We start from the raw sequence: 18,998 nt of genomic DNA on the forward strand, positions 1-18,998 counted from the left end.
CGAGTGCCAACAATCGTAAGCGCTCCATGAACCCCACATTCAAAGCGCTTACCTGATCCCCGATGCTGTGCTCCCGATTTCTTTCTGGAGCTCGCCGACCATGATGCGACCCGACGCCAAAGTCGAAAAAGTGTACCTCTACCCAAAGCCCGTCGACTTTCGAAAATCCATCGATGGCCTGGCCGCGCTGGTCGAACTCGATATCAAGGTGGCGGTGTTCGACCCAGTGCTTTTCGTCTTCCTCAACAAGCCGCGCAACCGCGTGAAGATCCTGTATTGGGAACGCAACGGCTTCTGCCTCTGGCTCAAACGCCTGGAGTCCGAACGGTTCAAAACTTCACCTGATCCGACTGACGTCGCCATTGTCCTGACCGTTCAGGAACTGAACTGGCTGCTCGATGGCTTCGACCTCTGGCGCAACCGTCCGCATCAGGTTTTGACGCCTCGATACGTCGCCTGATTCGGTATAATCCGCGGCATGATTTCCATGCCCGAAAACCTCCCTGACGATCCTGTTCTGCTCAAGCAACTGCTTGAGCAGATGATCAACGAGCGCGCGTCCGACAAGGGCAAGATCGTTCATCTCGAAGAGGAAGTTGCGCTGTTGCGCCAGCGCTTGTTCGGGCGCAAGACCGAGCAGACTGGCGATGCGGCGACACCACAGTTGCCACTCTTCGACGAAGCGGAAAGCCTGGCCGAGCCCTTGGATGAGGCTGACGACGAAGAAGTCGTTGCGCCAACCAAACGCCGTGGCAAGCGCAAGCCGCTGCCAGCTGATTTGCCGCGTATCGAAGTTGTCCACGAACTGCCCGAGCATGAACTGACCTGCGCTTGTGGCTGCCGCAAACATGCCATCGGTGAAGAAGTCAGCGAACAGCTTGAAATCGTCCCGATGCAGATTCGCGTCATCAAGCATGTTCGCAAGGTGTACGGCTGCCGGGACTGCGAGTCAGCGCCCGTAACGGCGGACAGGCCCGCCCAGATGATCGAGAAAAGCATGGCCAGCCCGAGTGTGCTGGCCATGCTGCTGACCACCAAATACGTAGACGGCTTGCCGCTTCACCGCTTCGAAAAAGTGCTGGGGCGTCACGGTATCGATAGCCCGCGCCAAACCCTGGCACGCTGGGTGATTCAATGCAGCGAGCACTTTCAGCCGCTGCTGAATCTGATGCGCGAAAGCCTGTTGAACAGTCGGATCATCCACTGTGATGAAACACGTGTGCAGGTGTTGAAAGAGCCTGGTCGTGAGCCCAGCAGCCAATCCTGGATGTGGGTGCAAACCGGCGGCCCACCTGATCGCCCGGTGATCCTTTTCGACTACGCCACCAGCCGAGCGCAGGAGGTGCCGGTGCGCCTGCTGGACGGCTATCGCGGCTATGTCATGACCGACGACTACGCCGGTTACAACGCGCTGGCCGCACAGGACGGGCTGGAGCGACTGGGCTGCTGGGCGCACGCGCGCCGCAAGTTCGTCGAAGCGCAGAAAGTACAGCCCAAGGGCAAAACAGGACGCGCTGACATCGCATTGAACCTTATAAATAAGCTCTATGGCGTCGAGCGCGACTTGAAGGACAGTGACGACGAAGATCGTAAGGTTGCCCGCATGGAGCGCAGCCTGCCATTGCTGACTCAGCTGAAAAACTGGGTAGAGAAAACACAACCTCAGGTCACGACGCAGAATGCCTTGGGCAAGGCCATCGGTTACTTGGCCAGCAACTGGAGCAAATTGGAACGCTACGTCGAGCACGGCTACTTGCCGATGGACAACAACGCGGCCGAGCGTGCGATCCGCCCGTTTGTCATCGGGAGAAAGAACTGGTTGTTCAGTGACACGCCCAAAGGTGCCACTGCCAGCGCACAACTTTACAGCTTGGTAGAAACGGCCAAAGCCAACGGCCAAGAACCCTATGCGTGGCTGCGCCACGCACTGGAACGCCTGCCGCAGGCGTGCTCAGTGGAAGACTACGAAGCGCTACTCCCATGGAATTGCACACCTCAAATACACAGCTAGGTGCGCTGCCCATCTTTGGTTAGGTGGGGTTTATGGAGCGCTTACAAAACGTCTCATTGAGGCTTAACTGATTGTGTCGCCCGGGTTGGGTCTATCGCAGGCAAACCAGCCTCGCCTTTCAGGCTGCGATCTTTGCACGTTGGCGCTTGTGCAACTGATGTGGGGGATGGCCGGGGTGCCCCATACCCAGGCTGCAGCGATTTCGGGAAATTGAACAATGTCTACGGTAGAAACCTAATTCACTGTCGGCAAAACCAGTCGCCCCCTCTTCCGCATCGAAGCCGGCATCCCATGCCAGAGCTCTCGGGAACAGGTCTCAGAGCTGGCTACACACGGGACATGACCCTGGACGGATTGATGGAAAACAAACCGCAACTGATCTGGGCTTCACACTGTGTATGCGCGTTGGCTCAAGCGCTGATGGATGAGGCCGAGCTAGGCATGATGTGCTGAGCGACCTGCTACAGGGATGGCTCCGGTGCCATGCAGGCCGACGGATATGGCATGGCCGCCATCTGCTTTTCCTGAAGAGGGATTCTGGCTACAATGCCGCCCCTTTCAGCGGAGCAAGAGGGTGCCAGCGTAAAAAGGCCAAGTAAGTGAACAGGGCGCTCAACAGCCTGTTATCGGCGCTTCAAGCACACCACGGGCTTGAAGGCCCAGCGACTCAGGTAATCAGCATCCCATGCCCCCATCTACCAGCAACAGGCTTTACACCCTCGATGTCCTGCGCGGTTTTGCCGCCTTGTGCGTCGTGTTCTGGCACTGGCAGCACTTTTTCTATGTGGGCAGTACACCCGCACAATTTGACCCGACCCTGCAGCCGTTGTTCAGCCAGTTCAAGATGTTGTATCAGCATGGCGGCATGGCGGTGCAACTGTTCTTTACCTTGTCCGGCTTTGTGTTCTACTGGCTGTTCGCCGCCGAGGTGGCCGACCGCTCGCTACCTGCCGCGCGCTTCGCATGGGACCGCTTCAGCCGTTTATACCCCCTACACATCGTTACCTTTATGGCCGTTGCCGGGCTGCAATGGGCGTATTCGGGTGGCCGCGACGGCTACTTCGTCTACCCATTCAACGACGCGTATCACGCACTCCTGAACCTGTTGATGGTACCTGCCTGGGGGCTGGAAAAAGGCTGGTCGTTCAATGCCCCGTTCTGGTCTGTGTCGGTGGAAGTATTGCTGTATGCGGCATTTTTCCTGATCTGTCTTTGCCGCCGCTGGAAATGGCCCTTGACCTTTATGGCCCTGGCGCTGGGCAGCTACCTGTACCCTGAGGTGTACAAGCTGGGCAGTGGCGTGCTGTGCTTCTTCATTGGCGGCGTCACCTATAGCGTGCTCAATCAGCTAAGGCGGTGGGCAGGTGATACCGGCACTGTCGTGGCCACTGTGCCGCTGTGTATTGCAAGCTGGGTTTGGTTGGTTCACAGGGCTGACGCGCTGAACGGTACCGTGCTGCTGTACGTGTGCTACCCGCTACTAGTGGCGGCGCTGGCTGCCCTGGGCTTCCGCTGGCATGGGCTGGCACGGCACTGGGGTTGGCTGGGGGACATCAGCTACGCATCCTACCTCACCCACTTCCCGCTGCAGATCCTCTTCGCCATAGGCTTCGACGCGCTGGCCTTGCCACGTACGGTGTTCTACCAGGGATGGGTCATGCTGCTGTTCTTTTCCATCCTTATCCCGCTTAGCCTGTTGACCCACCGCTGGCTGGAGCGCCCGGCACAACGCTATCTGCGCCAGCGTCGCCAGGCTGTGCCCGTAGCCGGATAAAGGCGCGTTTACTGCGTGCCTCATACAAGCCATATGGCAAAAACCCTGCAGTGCGGCCGCGCCGCACTGCAGGGTTCATGGATGGCCAAGCGTACGCAATCAGTGCAGTTGAGCAGGCGCCTTATGCTTTAGCTGAGTATTTTCCGTCACACCCAACACCAGGCGTTTTAATTCAGCTGCACTTTCACTCCAATGTAGCCAAGGCATCTCATCCGAAAGCGGCTGGGCACCTTGCTGGAACAGCTCCAGCCATTGCTTCATGGCGTGAGCCAGCTCATCCGCGGACACGCCCTGGAAGTAATAGGCAAACTCCCCCGCCACTTCGCGGAACACAGGTATATCGCGCGCAATGATGGGCAGTTTGTGCTGTGCAGCTTCAATCAACGGCAAGCCAAAGCCTTCGGCCTCCGAGGCGGCGATCAACGCACAGCTGGCGCTATAGAGTTCGGTCAGGTCGGCATCGCTCAACCCTTGCAGCCAGAACAAGCGCTTGCCCAATTGTGGGTGCGCACGCAGGTGCTGGACCAACTGCTCGACGGCCCAGCCTTCCTTGCCAACCAGCACCAGGTTCACCTCTACACCCTGGGCCCACAGCACATCAAACGCAGCCAAAGTCTGTGCATGGCCTTTGCGTGGCTCAAGCGTACCCACCATAAGGAATGTGGGCACCGCTTTCAATTGGTCAATGAACGTATCTTCCAGCGTAGAGCTGCCTTGGCCTTGAACCTCTTCGATATCAGCCCCCAGGTGGAAATGACTGATGGACGGCATCACACGCCCGCCACCGTGCTGCTGCAACCAGACTTTAACGTCAGCAGCCACCGCAGCCGAGATCGCCACAACCCCATCGGCATATTGGCTGATAGAACGCATCCAGTTGTTGAAGGCGCCATCAATACCGGGGTAGGCAAACCTTGAGTGCAACAACGGGATCAGGTCATAAACCACAAAGTGGATACCCACGCCTGCACGGCGCATGCGCTCGAGCTCGCCATCAAACTCGGGGAACAAATGCGCGCTCAGGTCCAACCCCAGGAACACATCCCCCGCCGAGTACTCAATCGGGCATTCGCTCAAGCTGGCCACATAGGCACTGGAGCCTGGATATCCACTTGCAACCCTATACCCTTTGCCGGTAACGCCAAATACCGGGATTACCTGGTAATCAACACCCTCACCGCGCTGAAATTCATTGATTACCCGCTTCACGACGCGCTGAATACCAGTCTTAGCATCGCGGAAGTACAGCTCGGACACATCCACCAGCAACTTCTTCGGTGCTGCCGGGCTGATTCCCGGGCTGAGTCGGCGGTGCTTTTCCACAATCGGGGCGAGGTGGTTGTTTTCGAACAACAGTGCCTGCACGGTAGCGCTCAGGCGGGCAGAAACCCGCTCCCAACTGCGGTCGTCAATCCATCGCTCCTGTCGCGCCACCAACGCCTGAGCCTTGTCCGGGTTGCGTTCAAGCTCTGCGATCGACGCCACGATGTCCGCAGCGTGGCTACCGGTCATCTGCAAGGTGGCTTCAGCCATGTCCGAGAAGATATGGATCGGGCTCACCAGCACCGGCTTGAGGGTGGTAATGCCGATCGTTACCGCACCGCTGGCGCTTTCTTGTGTTTCCTTGTAGGGGAAGATCACGTAATCCGCTGCGCTCATCAGGCGCAGGCACTCCTTGATGGGGCGGAAATCGGTAACCCAGGTGATCTTGTCATCCACACCAAGCTCAACCGCCCTGGCCCGGTAAGCATCCAGTGTCTGTTCGCTGCGCGCATCGAGGATGGAGTGCAAACCGAGCATGTGAACATTGCGGCCTGTTTCTTGCGCCAACGGCAGAATGGTCTCGATCAGCGTGTCGATACCCTTGTGGGCAAGAATGAAGCCGAAACACGAAATGACCAGGTCATCCTGAGCGATACCCAACTCATCGCGGACATCCGCCGGCTGCACGTCAGTGAGCGGAGAGATAACACCGTGCGCCATCATCATGACGTTGGCGGCCAGGCCCAGCACCAATAGGTTATTCAGGTCTTCAGGCTTGTGGACGATGATGCGGTCAAGCTTGTGCAGCGAACGTACGGCCCTCTCGGAAAGGCGGTGGTCGGTAATCAACGGCTGCGTAGAGTGCAGTTCAAGCACCACAACCTTGCCCTGATCGTGCAACTGCGCCAGACGCTCGCAAACTTCATCATTGAGGGCGAAAAGGCTCGGCTGATGCTGCACCAAAACAACATCAGCATCGGCACAGCCCTCGTTGGCCAACACCTTGCACATCGATTTGGCGTCGGAAAGCCTCCAGGCAGGCTGATAGACATCGGAGGTTGTGTCTGTGGTGCGCTCATCGCAGTAAATGCGAACGTCGTAATCGTCCTGCTTGAACTCACTGAGCAATGCCTGAGTGTATTCAGCAATGCCGCATTTGGTTGCCCAAGGAGAAACCACCACCAGTTTGGTCTTGCTGGCGGCGGCCGCCGGCATTTCGTGTTTGAGCCAGTTGGCACTGGCTAAAACCGCCTGCGCACTCTGCTCCCAAGTGTAGATGCTGCGAACAAGTTCAATGCCCTGGCGCCGGCGCTGCTCGAGTGCATCGTCGCCTTCGACGATTTTGCCGCGCAGTTCGCCCATCTTGAGGGCCAAGGTATGCTTGTCCGGTTCGACCCAGCATGAATTAGCCGCACCCAAGTGGCTGCCCGACTTGGCAAACAAGAACGGCAGCAGCTCGGCAGTGCCAAGCGTGCAGAAATCAACATGCGCACCAAAGCCGGTGACGATTACCGGCAACCCCATTGCCAGCGCTTCAGCCGCTGGTAAGTTGAAGCCTTCACCACGCGTTGGCAGCACCAGCGTGTGCGCGGAACGATACAACGCGATAATGCCTTGGTCGTCCATAGGGCTTTCGTCAACCACGATCGATGGCATGTCTTGCCGATCAGCCGAGAGGTTGGCGATCAATTCATGTACGCGGTTATGCGGGTTGGGGAACGTCTTGATGTACAGCTCGACGTTATCGGCGCTGGAGAAAGCCTCGGCAAAGGCCTCAAGCAGCACGTCAGGGCCTTTGCGCTCAAACATCGACGATACATGCAAAAATCGGAACCGTTGCCCGGCAGCGGGACGAATATCGGTAATCGGTGCCACTTCATTGGTAATGATGTGATCTACCCCGACAGGGCAGATGACCACCGGTACTTCACAGCCAGAATCGTGCAGCACTTTCTTTACGAAAGAAGCGGCCACGATAACAGCATCGAAGTTTTCGTTAATGAAGCTGATGGTCTCGTACGGGATTGCGGTTTCTTCCCAGAAGAAGATGACCAGCCGCATGCCAGCGCCTTTCAGGTCCTTGATCATGGGGTAGTGATGAACAATCGACAGCACTTCCCCTTCCAACGCTTCATCCAACGGTTGGCCTATTGCATTTGTCAGCCGCTGCTGGAAGGCTGGTATCTCGATGACATTGTCGTACGCCTTACCATGGTAGGGCTGGAACGCGAGCTTGCCCTCCAGCATGTCGAACAACGCCACACCCAGGCCGCGGTTGACGATGGCGAGGCTGTAATGGCCTTCGATATGCCCCGTGATCCGCACGGCATTAAACGCCGGTGCGACAGCCTCGTCCTTCAGGTAATAGCCTTCAGGCAGCAGCGGCGCTTTGGGATATACGGCAAAACTTACCCTCGAGTAATCTACTGCCTGGAACCCGACGTGGCCCATGGCCGCCGATGCGAATGCACCGCCCCCAATAAGCCCGCGGTTCTGAGCGAACAGTTTCAACTGATGGTGCAGCTTGGGGAATTTGCGCAGCAACTGGTTGGCATTGTGTCGCAGCACCTGGTTGCCGAGTACCGACCGAATCATCCTGATGGCAAGCGGCCTGGCTGTGCGTTTGACGATAGCTACCAGCGATTTGGCCTGTTGCTTATCGATCCAGGCTTGCGTCGCCGCCATACGCTCATCAGCAAGAGCCAGCCGTTGCTGGGTATCGGCCAGATGGTGGTTCAGGCCGTTCACCACTTGCTTGAGGCTCTCCAGTTCGGCGCGATGACGCTCGACTTCCTGGCTCAAATCCACAAGGGCTGCCTGGTGCTGACCCAGCTCCAGGTTAACTTGCGACAATGCCGAATGGCAGCTTTCGACGCTTTCGCCCACTTGCTGGAAGTTGCTAGCCAGCCTTTCTTCATAGCGCTCAGCCAGGTCCTCAAGGGTCACCCCATACTCAGCATCGAAGGCGCTGGCGAAGGCCGAAAGTGTCGGCTCCGGGGCATCTTTCTGAGCAATTACCGCGTAGTCTGGGCTTACACCGCTGAGCACATTCAGCAGGCGCATGTCCTCGTGTGCGGGTAGTGGTGAGAGCTCTTGCAACCGCACGAGTTTGCTACGACCAAAGCCTTCGTATTCCGCCAAAAAGCTCAGTAGCAGGTTGGGGATAGGCTTTTCATGGCTGGGGTCGAGGTAAAAGCTGTTGGTCCCCACCATGAGGTTTTCGGCGTTGGGGGTTTCCAGTATCAGCAGCCCACCGGGCTTGAGTACTCTAAGCGCCTGCCCTACCAGCTCTTGCAAAACCGGGAACGGGACATGTTCGGCAATGTGGAACCCGGACACCAGCACCTGGCTGGCGTCGGCCAACGATTTAAGCTTGGCAACGGCGTCGGCATTTTCAACGGCATAACCCTCGATCCGGCATTGCTCCAGCATGCCGTCATCCAGGTCTACGCCAACTGCATTGAAGCCCTCCCCGGCCAGTACACCCAACCACTCGCCACGGCCACAGCCCAAGTCAATCGCACGATGCTCGTCATCCAGTGCCAACAGCGGATGAAGGAACGGCATATACACCTGCAGCCGCTCGGTGATCAGTTTCGTGGAGCCACGGTAGCGATCCTCGAAAGCGCGATAGAAAGGTTTTTTCACCGGATGCACTCCACAGCTGTTGGAACCCAAGCCATGCCGACAAATTGGGGCTTTGAGGTATTGACCACGTTGAACACCAACGCCAGGTCTCGCCATTCGTAATTGCTGCCGATGTGCACCTCATTGGCATGCAAGGCAACCGCTACAGAATAGGAACCAGGCCCCAGATTCATCTCGAAGTCGAAGCGGTACTCCAGTTTTTCACCGGTTTCAAGCGCCTTCTGGGCTTTGCCCAAGTGGTGGGTATTGGTACCGAAAACATGTTGGCCTAAACGGTCCTTGATCACGTAGCCGACTACAAGCTCAGGGATCGGCGCGTGCACCTCTACTTGCACGCTCAGGGTCACTTTGTCACCCACAGCCACGAACTCGACAGGCGTGCCTTGCATGTCGTACAAAGCAACGGTACCGATAGTTGCCTCGCCGCTGCCCGACTGCGTCTGCACGGTGCCATCAGCCAGTTGCTTGACTTGCACGGTGCTGTTTTCTTTCTCGGCAATCAGGGCATTGTAATAATCCATGACCTGCTCTGGTGGCCCATCCTTGATGATGGAGCCGTTTTCCAGAAGCAAGGCCCGGCTGCACAGCGATTGGATGGCGCCACGATCATGTGACACGATCAAAAGCGATGTTCCCAGCCGCTGGAACTCACGGATGCGCTCAAAACTCTTGTGCTGGAAATAGCTGTCCCCTACTGACAGCGCCTCATCGACGATAAGGATTTCTGGACGGAACGCAGTCGCCACGGCAAATGCGACGCGCATTTGCATACCGCTGGAATAGGTACGCACTGCCTCATCAAAGTACTCGCCAATCTCGGCAAAGGCTTCAATGTCATCAATGACATCATTGATCTGCTGTACATCGAAACCCATCAGACCCGCAGCGTGGTACACGTTCTGGCGGCCACTGAGCTCTGGATTGAAACCCATGCCCAGCTCCAGAATGGCTGCGATTCGGCCATTGACCTGTACTCGACCCTGGGTCGGCTGCAACGTCCCGGTGATCATCTTCAGCAAGGTGGACTTGCCGGCGCCATTTTGCCCGATAATGCCGATGGCTTCGCCGGGTTCAATTGCAAAGTTGATGTGTTTCAACACCCAGTGTTCACTGCTTGCCTTAGTGGGCAAAAAGAACCAGTGGGCGATTCGTTGCAGTTCCGAACGGTACGTTTTGTAGGCTTTGCCCACATCACTGACACTCAAAAGGCTCATAGTACATCCACCATTTCAGGCACAGACCGACGAAACAGGAACAGGCCAAGCAACAACAGACCAAAGGAAATCCCGATCATGACAACCGCCTGACTCAAATCAGGCGCTTTAGCGTACAGGAGTACGTCGTGATAGGCAGTAACAATGGGATACATGGGGTTAAAACTAAGGGTGGCCCGAAGGTGTTCAGGTATCACATTGACCATGTAAACGATTGGGGTAAACCAGAACAACACCTGCAGCACGATGGGCACTACCTGACCGACATCCCGCAGAAAAACATTGAGAATACCCAACACTAGGCCAATGCCAACGCTTAATGCAACGACGATCATCACCAACGGGATTAGCCAAAGTATCTGCAGCGTCGGATAGTGGCCAAGCAATGAGAAAACCAGCATCACTGCTGCGAACAACAAGACATTGTTCAGCAAACACGAGCCCACCACGATAACCGGTAGCGTAATACGCGGAAAGCGCATCTTTTTCATAATATTGCCCTGCTCGATAAATAGCGTCAGGCACCGACTGACGATCTCGGCAAACAGGTTCCAGGCCAGAATGCCGGCCATCAGGTACAAGGCATAAGCGTATTTATTGTCAATGCCTGGCAGCTTCGCGGCCAGCACGTTGGACAGGATCAGCGCATAGATGGCGACCTGGGCCAGGGGATGAATAATCATCCACAGCCCGCCCAGTTTGCTTCGCGCAAAGCGTGAAATGAATTCGTTCTTGATTGAAGAGATAATGAAGCCTCGATAGCTCCATATACCTTTGATCATGCCAAACATAATTAACCTCTGATTAAGCCGGCGATTTGTGCAACCTGGCGCTCAACCAAAGCCTGATCGCCTCGGCTCTCGACATTGAGGCGCAGCAATGGCTCGGTGTTGGACCCACGCAGGCTAAAACGCCAGTCAGCGAACTCTACGCTGATACCGTCGGTGCGGTCGACGCTGGGGTTTTGCGGCAAGTAGTGAGCAAGAATCTTCTCGATAGTGTCTTTAACATCCTCCACTTCGTAGTTGATTTCGCCACTGCACGGGAACGCTGCAATACGTTCGTCCACCAGTTGCCCCAGGCTTTTGCCCGTTACGCTCATCAACTGAGCGACCAGGAGCCAAGGGATGTTACCGCTGTCGCAGTAGGCAAAGTCACGGAAGTAATGGTGGGCGCTCATTTCGCCGCCATATACCGCATCTTCGGCGCGCATACGCTCTTTTATGAAGGCATGGCCGGTCTTGCTCTGGATTGCCATTCCCCCTGCTTCTTCAACCTGTTTGATGGTGTTCCAGGTCAGGCGCGGGTCGTGAATGATTTTGCTGCCTGGGTGCTTGGCCAGCAGCATTTCAGCCAACAGGCCAACTACATAGTAGCCCTCGATGAAACGCCCCTGATTGTCGAAGAAGAAGCAGCGATCGAAATCACCATCGAAGGCAATACCCATGTCTGCACCGGTATCCAGGACAGCTTGGCGTGTAAGGTCACGGTTTTCCGGTAGCAGCGGGTTGGGGATGCCATTAGGGAAGTTGCCATCTGGTTCCCCATTGATAACAGTGAGCTTCAGTGGCAGGCGCGCCTTCAACAGCTCCAGCACCGGGCCGACAGCACCATTACCCGGATCCGCCAGCACTTTCAATGGTTTGAGGGTAGCCAGGTCCACATAGGTCAGCAGGTGGTCGATGTAAGCGCTTTTGTCGGACGCCAGGCGAACACTGCCTGCGGCCGGGGCTGCGGTCCCCAAATCACCGGATTCCACCCGCTGGCGAATATCCTTGAGGCCCGTGTCACCACTGATAGGTCGCGAATGCTCGCGCACCAGTTTCATGCCGTTATAGCCTTTGGGATTATGGCTGGCGGTTACCATGATGCCACCGCCGGCCTGGTAGTGGCTGGTAGCGAAGTACACTTCCTCGGTGCCACAAAGGCCAATATCTATAACGTCGGCGCCGCCTTCAGTAAGGCCCCTCATCAATGCTTGGGAAAGAGTCGGGCTTTCCAAGCGCATGTCACGACCTACCACGTAGCTGCGCCCACCCAGCTCAGCCACCAAGGCACGACCAATACGATAGGCAACATCCTCATTGAGATCAGCCGGCACTTGGCCGCGAATGTCATAGGCTTTGAAGCAGCGGGTCTGAATGGGTGGGTACATACATCTCACTTGTATACGGCGGCGCTTGAGCGAACACCATTCGAAAAAGGGGAAAGTCGGCGACAGGCTTGCCGAGCGAAATCGACCCCGCGCTTGGATCAGGCCCACGGGGTCGACTGGAGAGGCTGGATCAGGCGTCGCAACGACCGTAGTTATCCTCGAAGCGAACGATATCGTCTTCGCCCAGGTAGTCGCCGCTTTGAACTTCGATCAGCACCAGGTCGATTACACCCGGGTTCTGCAAACGGTGCTTGTGACCCGCCCGAATGAACGTGGATTCGTTCGTGTTGAGCATCAGTTCCTGATCATCATTGACCACCACTGCCATACCGCTCACCACAATCCAGTGCTCACTGCGGTGGTGATGCATCTGCAGGGACAGCGACGCCTTGGGCTTGACCACAATGCGTTTGATCTTGAAGCGCTCACCATCTTCCAAGGTGGTGTAAGTACCCCAGGGGCGGTGCACTGTTTGATGCAGTAAATGGGCGGTGTGACCATCGTTCTTCAAGCGCTTGACGATATGTTTCACGTCCTGAGCGTGGTCTTTATGAGCAATCAGCAGTGCATCAGGCGTGTCTACCACCAGCAAGTCCTGAACACCTACCAGCGCAGCCAGGCGGTCTTCGGTGCTGACATAGTTGTTGCTCGCCCCGTAAGCCATCACTTCGCCGTCGAAGCGGTTGCCATGCTCATCCGGCAGGGTCAGTTCGCTGACAGCATTCCACGAGCCAATATCGCTCCACCCGATATCGCACGGAATGGTCGCCACTTTACTCGAGCGTTCCATCAAGGCGTAATCGATGGAGATGTCCGGCACGCTGGCGAAGCACTCTGCATCCAGAGCCAGGCAGCTATAGCCTTTGGAGGTAGAGCGGCGCGAGGCTTCGAGGGTACGCTCGACAGCTTCAAGCACATCAGGAGCGTAAGCCCTGAACTGCTCGATCACAGTGCCAACCTGGAAGCAGAACATGCCGGCGTTCCAGAAATAGTTGCCAGCAGCGACATAGGCCTCAGCGGTTTTGGCGTCGGGTTTTTCGACGAAACGCTCGACTCTTAGCCCACCTTCGAGCACACCGCCATCCGCAGCCTCGATGTAGCCAAAGCCGGTTTCAGGGTATTGGGGTTTAATGCCGAATGTGACCAGCCAACCCTCGCCTGCCAGCTGAACGGCCTTGCTGACTGCTTCGGAAAAAGCCGCTTCGTTCTGGATCAGATGATCGGCCGCCAGCACGAGCATGTGCACTTGAGGGCCGTGGGACTGCAGAAGCTGCAATGCCGCAGCGGCCACGGCTGCGGCGGTATTGCGACCGAAGGGTTCGAGAATGTAACCCTGGCTGAGGTTCTGCTTGTTGATGGTGCGATATTCGTCCTCGGTCTTGAACAGCAATTCGCGGTTGGTGACCGTAAGGATTTCAACCACACCGTTCAGGTCGGCGGCTCGCAGGAAAGTCTTCTGGATGAGGTTCTGACCGTCTGGCAGGGTCATGAACGGCTTGGGATGAGCCTCACGTGATACTGGCCACAGACGGCTACCAACGCCACCGGATAAAATTACCGGGATCAATTCCATATTTGAGTCCTTAACGGCCACTTGAAGTTTCAAACCTCAGGAAACCTACATGTATCTTAATATCTGACAGCCGCTGCGGTCGGGTGCAGCAGCAATAAATATACGCGCCCAGCGAGGCAATTCCTGGCCATCCAGGCTCCAGACCCGAGCTGAGGCTCGTAGAATACCAGAGTTTTTTTCATGTAGCTTGTCCCCCGAGGAGCGCCAGAGAGCGCATCTTCAGTCGGCTGTTCAACCGCCGTTTTAGCAACTGCATCGTCGGGCGGCGAAACTCAAATGGCAGGTTTGAGACAACTGCGCGCGTGAACGTTCAATGGCCAACCCGCTTTATTCAGGAATAATTACCTCAAAGCATGGGTTATGCGTTTCTCGGCTAGCCCTGAGAACTTGCTGCAAAATCAGCTTCGCACGCTGCTCCCCGTGCACCAACACAACCCGCCCCGGCACGCGCGACATTGCGTTGACAAAACCGACCAACCCCGCCTGATCAGCATGCCCCGAAAACCCACCCACCGTGACCACCTTCGCCCGGATTTCGTACATCTGCCCATCCAGATCAATCTGCACAAACCCTTCTGCCCCTTCACTCGCCTGGATTACCGCCCCCGGCGTCCCCTTGGCCTGATAGCCGACAAACATCACCTCATGCCGCGGATCCCCCAGCATGGCCTTGAGGTAATTGACGATGCGCCCACCCGAACACATGCCATTGCCGGCAATCACGATCGCCGGTCGCCCAGTGCTCTTGAGGTAGTTCACCACCTGCTGGTGGCGGGCATGGGTGTCCACACTGATCAGTTGGCTGAAGCCGAGTGGATCACGCCCTGCTGCAACACGCGCCCTGGCTTCTGCATTCCAGTATTCGTGCAGCTCCCGGTACACGCGGGTGATGCGCTGAGCCAAGGGCGAATCGAGGATGATGGGCAACTGTGACCAGTCGATCGGCTCACCGTCCGGAGCCGGACCGGTAGTGTTCAGTAGGGCTTTGCGGTGCAGAATGTCTTCCAGCTCGTACAGCAGCTCCTGCGTACGACCAAGACTGAATGCGGGAATCAGGAGGGTGCCCTTGTCGGCGAGGGCTCGGTCGATGGCGTCTTCCAGCCGCTGACGGCGGTCGCCTGCCTGTGGGTGCAGGCGGTCGCCGTAGGTGCTTTCCAGCACCAGCACATCGGCACGCTCCGGAGGTTGCACCGGGCGCAGCAGCGGGTTGCCACAAGCGCCCAGGTCACCAGAAAACACATACCGGGTGTTGGTGTGCTCATGCTGCATATCACACTCGACATAAGCGGAACCCAGCAAATGCCCTGCCCGCTGCAGGCGAATACGGCAGGCAAGACCAGGGTACTCAACCACCGTGTGCCACTGCTCAAAGGGCAGCGGCACGATAAGGTCATGGATGAAGTCGAGGTAGCGCGCCACCTGCGCAGGCTCGCTGCTGATGCTCAGCTTGTAGGCGTCTTCCAGTACCAGCGGCAGCAGCCGGGCCGAGGGTTCGCTGCACAGGATAGGGCCACGGTAACCCGCTGCCAGCAGCGCAGGGATGCGCCCAACATGGTCGAGGTGGACATGGGTGATGACCAGAGCCTGAATACCCTGGATATCAAAACCGAGGGGGGCGGATGCTGCACCGGGCGGCGCATCACTTCCCTGTTCCAGCCCGCAGTCGACCAGCAAACTGGTGGATGGGCCGAGGTGCAGCTGGTGACAGGACCCGGTGACACCCCGGGTACCACCGTGATGGGAAAGGCTGGGATATTCCATGCTGCGCACACTCGCCTGGACCGAAAATGAAGTGGACTATTACTCCATGACGGCCGACGCATGCATAGGTGAACCTTTCTTTAATAGGTGTAGGAAATTTCCTTAGTTGCCGTTCAGTGCCGCCTGACGGGCCGAAGCCCTGATCTTGCGCTTGCTGCGCTGCACGCCGTAAGCCCCCAGCAATGGCCCGACCGCCAGGCCAATGACCAAGGCAGCCAATACCAGAACAGCAACCGGCATGGCTGGCGTAGCCCAACCGAACAGGACCAATGACACGGCTTGCTGGTTCTCCAGCACGAAGAACAGCACCACAGCCGCCAACAGCAGCACGAATACTGCCGCCAGGGCGCGCTTGAGGTTACGCATCAGAATTCTCTCCTTGGTAGATCAGGCTTCAGCCTCGTCTTCTTCATTGACCCGATCACGCAGCTCTTTGCCGGGTTTGAAGTGCGGCACGAACTTGCCTTCGAGGCTGACCGACTGGCCGGTCTTCGGGTTACGGCCCACGCGGGGGGCGCGATAGTGCAGCGAGAAGCTGCCAAAACCGCGGATCTCGATGCGATCGCCGGTAGCCAGGCATTGCGACATCTGCTCAAGCATGGTCTTGATGGCCAGCTCCACATCCTTGGACGAGAGCAGCCCCTGATGGGTGACAATACGTTCGATCAGCTCCGACTTCGTCATATTTTTCCCTTCGTTATCAAGCAGCTAGATCATTGCTTAACCAGTTTGTAGCACGCTGGGAAGGATTTGAACAGGGTGGATCTTGACTTAATAAAAAAATTCAAGATTGAAGTAATTCAAGAATGGTCTACCACTCAGGCAGGCCAGCGCTGCCTGATTCGCGGGCAAGCCCGCTCCTACAACGGGGTGCGTCGGCCTGAGGCGAGTGTGATCCAGCGCCATCGGTGTAGGAGCGGGTTTACCCGCGAACACCGGCGAAGCCGGTGCCATCCACCGCGCTGCCTGATTCGCGGGTGAACCCGCTCCTACACCGGGTTGTGCCAGCCTGAAGCTGGCGTGGTCCAGCAGCGCCATCCACCGCACCGCCTGATTGCCGAGCATAAAAAAAGGGCGACCCGAGGGTCGCCCTTTTTCTACCGATCAAACAGAACTCAGTTCTGCTTGGCCATTGCTTCGCGCAGCAGCGCAGCCATGGTGGTGTCGGCAGCAGCTTCCGGAGCGTTTTTCAGGCTCTGGATAGCTTCGCGCTCTTCAGCGTCGTCTTTCGATTTGATCGACAGGCTGATAACGCGGGACTTGCGGTCAACGCTGATGATCTTGGCTTCGATCTCTTCGCCTTCCTTCAGAACGTTACGCGCGTCTTCAACGCGGTCACGGCTGATTTCGGAAGCTTTCAGAGTGGCTTCGATGTCGTCGGCCAGGGTGACGATGGCGCCTTTGGCGTCAACTTCTTTCACGATGCCCTTGACGATAGCGCCCTTGTCATTGACAGCAACGAAGTTGGAGAACGGATCGTCTTCCAGCTGCTTGATGCCCAGGGAGATGCGCTCGCGCTCTGGGTCAACCGACAGGATGACAGTTTCCAGCTCGTCGCCCTTCTTGAAACGACGCACGGCTTCTTCGCCGGTTTCGTTCCAGGAGATGTCGGACAGGTGAACCAGGCCGTCGATGCCGCCGTCCAGACCAATGAAGATACCGAAGTCGGTGATCGACTTGATGGTACCGGTGATCTTGTCACCCTTGTTGAACTGGCCGGAGAAGTCTTCCCATGGGTTGGACTTGCACTGCTTGATGCCCAGGGAGATACGACGACGCTCTTCGTCGATGTCCAGAACCATGACTTCCACTTCGTCGCCAACCTGAACGACTTTCGACGGGTGGATGTTCTTATTGGTCCAGTCCATTTCGGAAACGTGTACCAGACCTTCAACGCCTTCTTCCAGCTCAGCGAAGCAGCCGTAGTCGGTCAGGTTGGTAACGCGAGCCTGTACGCGAGTACCTTCTGGGTAACGGGCAGTGATAGCTACCCACGGATCTTCGCCCATCTGCTTCAGACCCAGCGAAACGCGGTTGCGCTCACGGTCGAACTTCAGAACGCGTACGTCGACTTCGTCGCCAACGTTAACGATTTCCGATGGGTGCTTGATGCGCTTCCAGGCCATGTCGGTGATGTGCAGCAGGCCGTCGATACCGCCCAGGTCCACGAATGCGCCGTAGTCGGTGAGGTTCTTGACGATACCTTTGACTTGCTGGCCTTCCTGCAGGGTTTCCAGCAGGGCTTCGCGCTCGGCGCTGTTCTCGGCTTCCAGCACGCTGCGACGGGAAACGACAACGTTGTTGCGCTTCTGGTCCAGCTTGATGACCTTGAATTCCAGCTCTTTGCCTTCCAGGTGGGTGGTGTCGCGCACTGGGCGGACATCAACCAGGGAGCCCGGCAGGAACGCACGGATGCCGTTAACGTCGACAGTGAAGCCGCCCTTAACCTTACCGTTGATAACGCCCTTGACCACTTCTTCGGCGGCGAAAGCTGCTTCCAGAACAATCCAGCACTCGGCGCGCTTGGCTTTTTCACGGGACAGCTTGGTTTCGCCAAAGCCGTCTTCGACCGCGTCCAGCGCAACGTGAACTTCGTCACCGACCTTGATGGTCAGCTCGCCAGCTTCGTTGTAGAACTGCTCGAGCGGGATGACGCCCTCGGACTTCAGGCCAGCGTGTACGGTAACCCAGTCGCCGTCGATGTCGACAACGATACCGGTGATGATCGCACCCGGCTGAAGATTGAGGGTTTTCAGGCTTTCTTCAAAGAGTTCTGCAAAGCTTTCGCTCATTTTAATTCCTGTAGATTCGGGCGAAACAGACGCCCATAACCACATTCCAGACAATGTGGGTTCGTTTTAAGTAAAGGAAAGCCGGCAGGACGTTGACTGGTGCCCCTGCCTGCTTTCCTGGCTATCAGATAAGGTCGCGCTGGGCGATCTCGCTTCTGATACGTTGCAACACCTGCTCGATGGACAACTCGGTAGAGTCCAACTGAATGGCATCGGCCGCTGGCTTCAGCGGGGCCACTGCACGTTGGGTGTCACGCTCATCACGCGCACGAATCTCATCCAGCAGACTCGACAGACTAACATCTTCACCCTTGCCCTTCAACTGCAGGTAGCGGCGACGTGCGCGCTCCTCCGCGCTGGCGGTGAGGAAGACCTTCAATGGCGCATCCGGGAACACCACGGTACCCATGTCGCGACCGTCAGCAATCAGCCCCGGCACTTCGCGGAACTCACGCTGACGCACCAGCAGCGCATCACGCACTGCCGGCAACGAGGCCACCATCGATGCACCAGCACCGACGGTTTCGGTACGGATGACGTTGCTGACGTCCTCACCCTCAAGGATGATCTGTTGCAGCTTACCGGGCTCGGCAGCAATGAACTGCACATCCAGATGGGCGGCAAGTTTGGTCAGCAGCTCTTCGTTGGTCAGGTCGACGCCATGGTTGCTGGCATTGAATGCCAGCAAGCGATACAGCGCGCCGGAGTCCAGCAGCTTCCAGCCCAGCTCGCGGGCAATCAGCCCAGCGACCGTGCCCTTGCCCGAGCCGCTTGGCCCGTCGATGGTGATAACCGGTGCCATTGAAT

Annotated in this window: 13 protein-coding genes; 3 read left to right on the plus strand and 10 right to left on the minus strand. The window is 57.2% G+C overall.

What is annotated here, in order from left to right:
- Positions 1 to 100: 100 nt before the first annotated feature.
- From tnpB to REH59_RS21600, 3 genes are all read left to right on the plus strand, one after another.
- Positions 101 to 460, plus strand: coding sequence for an IS66 family insertion sequence element accessory protein TnpB (gene tnpB / locus REH59_RS21590; RefSeq protein ID WP_010954006.1), 360 nt, complete (start codon positions 101 to 103; stop codon positions 458 to 460).
- An 18-nt stretch (positions 461 to 478) separates the two neighbouring features.
- Positions 479 to 2,011 (plus strand): IS66-like element ISPpu13 family transposase, encoded by a 1,533-nt coding sequence (locus REH59_RS21595; protein ID WP_014860634.1) that lies wholly within the window; start codon positions 479 to 481, stop codon positions 2,009 to 2,011.
- A 685-nt stretch (positions 2,012 to 2,696) separates the two neighbouring features.
- The gene (locus tag REH59_RS21600) at positions 2,697 to 3,785 is read left to right on the plus strand and encodes an acyltransferase family protein (protein ID WP_014860632.1); all 1,089 of its coding nucleotides are present in this window, start codon (positions 2,697 to 2,699) and stop codon (positions 3,783 to 3,785) included.
- 99 nt (positions 3,786 to 3,884) lie between these two features.
- On the opposite strand, the gene REH59_RS21605 is transcribed toward REH59_RS21600, so the two are convergent.
- From REH59_RS21605 to cmk, 10 genes are all read right to left on the minus strand, one after another.
- Positions 3,885 to 8,696, minus strand: coding sequence for a glycosyltransferase (locus REH59_RS21605; RefSeq protein ID WP_014860631.1), 4,812 nt, complete (start codon positions 8,694 to 8,696; stop codon positions 3,885 to 3,887).
- A complete protein-coding gene (locus tag REH59_RS21610) occupies positions 8,693 to 9,910 on the minus strand; it encodes an ABC transporter ATP-binding protein (protein WP_010952816.1) in 1,218 nt (405 codons plus the stop codon). The genes REH59_RS21605 and REH59_RS21610 overlap by 4 nt, the downstream gene beginning before the upstream one ends.
- Positions 9,907 to 10,701 (minus strand): ABC transporter permease, encoded by a 795-nt coding sequence (locus tag REH59_RS21615; RefSeq protein WP_014860630.1) that lies wholly within the window; start codon positions 10,699 to 10,701, stop codon positions 9,907 to 9,909. Before REH59_RS21615 ends, REH59_RS21610 begins: the two co-directional genes overlap by 4 nt.
- Before the next feature lie 2 nt (positions 10,702 to 10,703).
- Positions 10,704 to 12,065 carry a phosphomannomutase/phosphoglucomutase gene (locus REH59_RS21620; protein WP_014860629.1) on the minus strand — a complete coding sequence of 454 codons (1,362 nt, stop codon included), beginning with the start codon at positions 12,063 to 12,065 and terminating at the stop codon, positions 10,704 to 10,706.
- Positions 12,066 to 12,195: 130 nt separating this feature from the next.
- The gene (locus REH59_RS21625; protein ID WP_014860628.1) at positions 12,196 to 13,638 is read right to left on the minus strand and encodes a mannose-1-phosphate guanylyltransferase/mannose-6-phosphate isomerase; all 1,443 of its coding nucleotides are present in this window, start codon (positions 13,636 to 13,638) and stop codon (positions 12,196 to 12,198) included.
- Positions 13,639 to 13,965: 327 nt separating this feature from the next.
- Positions 13,966 to 15,399, minus strand: coding sequence for an MBL fold metallo-hydrolase RNA specificity domain-containing protein (locus REH59_RS21630; protein WP_014860627.1), 1,434 nt, complete (start codon positions 15,397 to 15,399; stop codon positions 13,966 to 13,968).
- A gap of 102 nt (positions 15,400 to 15,501) precedes the next feature.
- On the minus strand, positions 15,502 to 15,765 hold the full coding sequence (locus tag REH59_RS21635) for a lipopolysaccharide assembly protein LapA domain-containing protein (RefSeq protein ID WP_003252676.1): 264 nt from the start codon (positions 15,763 to 15,765) through the stop codon (positions 15,502 to 15,504).
- A 21-nt stretch (positions 15,766 to 15,786) separates the two neighbouring features.
- Entirely contained in the window at positions 15,787 to 16,083 is a 297-nt protein-coding gene (gene ihfB / locus REH59_RS21640) for an integration host factor subunit beta (protein ID WP_003252675.1), read from the minus strand.
- A gap of 431 nt (positions 16,084 to 16,514) precedes the next feature.
- Positions 16,515 to 18,191, minus strand: a complete 1,677-nt coding sequence (rpsA, locus tag REH59_RS21645) for a 30S ribosomal protein S1 (RefSeq protein WP_003252673.1) — start codon at positions 18,189 to 18,191, stop codon at positions 16,515 to 16,517.
- Positions 18,192 to 18,315: 124 nt separating this feature from the next.
- Entirely contained in the window at positions 18,316 to 18,993 is a 678-nt protein-coding gene (gene cmk, locus REH59_RS21650; protein WP_003252672.1) for a (d)CMP kinase, read from the minus strand.
- Positions 18,994 to 18,998: the final 5 nt, after the last annotated feature.

It is taken from the genome of Pseudomonas sp. BO3-4 (assembly GCF_034044115.1).
In the GTDB taxonomy this organism is placed as follows: Bacteria; Pseudomonadota; Gammaproteobacteria; order Pseudomonadales; family Pseudomonadaceae; genus Aquipseudomonas; species Aquipseudomonas alloputida.

Bases quoted from the DNA above. Each gene is read 5' to 3' on its own strand.
- REH59_RS21595 (WP_014860634.1), top strand. From the start codon at position 479: ATGATTTCCATGCCCGAAAACCTCCCTGACGATCCTGTTCTGCTCAAG.
- REH59_RS21610 (WP_010952816.1), bottom strand. From the start codon at position 9,910: ATGAGCCTTTTGAGTGTCAGTGATGTGGGCAAAGCCTACAAAACGTAC.
- REH59_RS21615 (WP_014860630.1), bottom strand. From the start codon at position 10,701: ATGTTTGGCATGATCAAAGGTATATGGAGCTATCGAGGCTTCATTATC.
- rpsA (WP_003252673.1), bottom strand. From the start codon at position 18,191: ATGAGCGAAAGCTTTGCAGAACTCTTTGAAGAAAGCCTGAAAACCCTC.
- REH59_RS21600 (WP_014860632.1), top strand. From the start codon at position 2,697: ATGCCCCCATCTACCAGCAACAGGCTTTACACCCTCGATGTCCTGCGC.
- ihfB (WP_003252675.1), bottom strand. From the start codon at position 16,083: ATGACGAAGTCGGAGCTGATCGAACGTATTGTCACCCATCAGGGGCTG.
- REH59_RS21620 (WP_014860629.1), bottom strand. From the start codon at position 12,065: ATGTACCCACCCATTCAGACCCGCTGCTTCAAAGCCTATGACATTCGC.
- tnpB (WP_010954006.1), top strand. From the start codon at position 101: ATGATGCGACCCGACGCCAAAGTCGAAAAAGTGTACCTCTACCCAAAG.
- REH59_RS21625 (WP_014860628.1), bottom strand. From the start codon at position 13,638: ATGGAATTGATCCCGGTAATTTTATCCGGTGGCGTTGGTAGCCGTCTG.
- REH59_RS21635 (WP_003252676.1), bottom strand. From the start codon at position 15,765: ATGCGTAACCTCAAGCGCGCCCTGGCGGCAGTATTCGTGCTGCTGTTG.
- cmk (WP_003252672.1), bottom strand. From the start codon at position 18,993: ATGGCACCGGTTATCACCATCGACGGGCCAAGCGGCTCGGGCAAGGGC.
- REH59_RS21630 (WP_014860627.1), bottom strand. From the start codon at position 15,399: ATGGAATATCCCAGCCTTTCCCATCACGGTGGTACCCGGGGTGTCACC.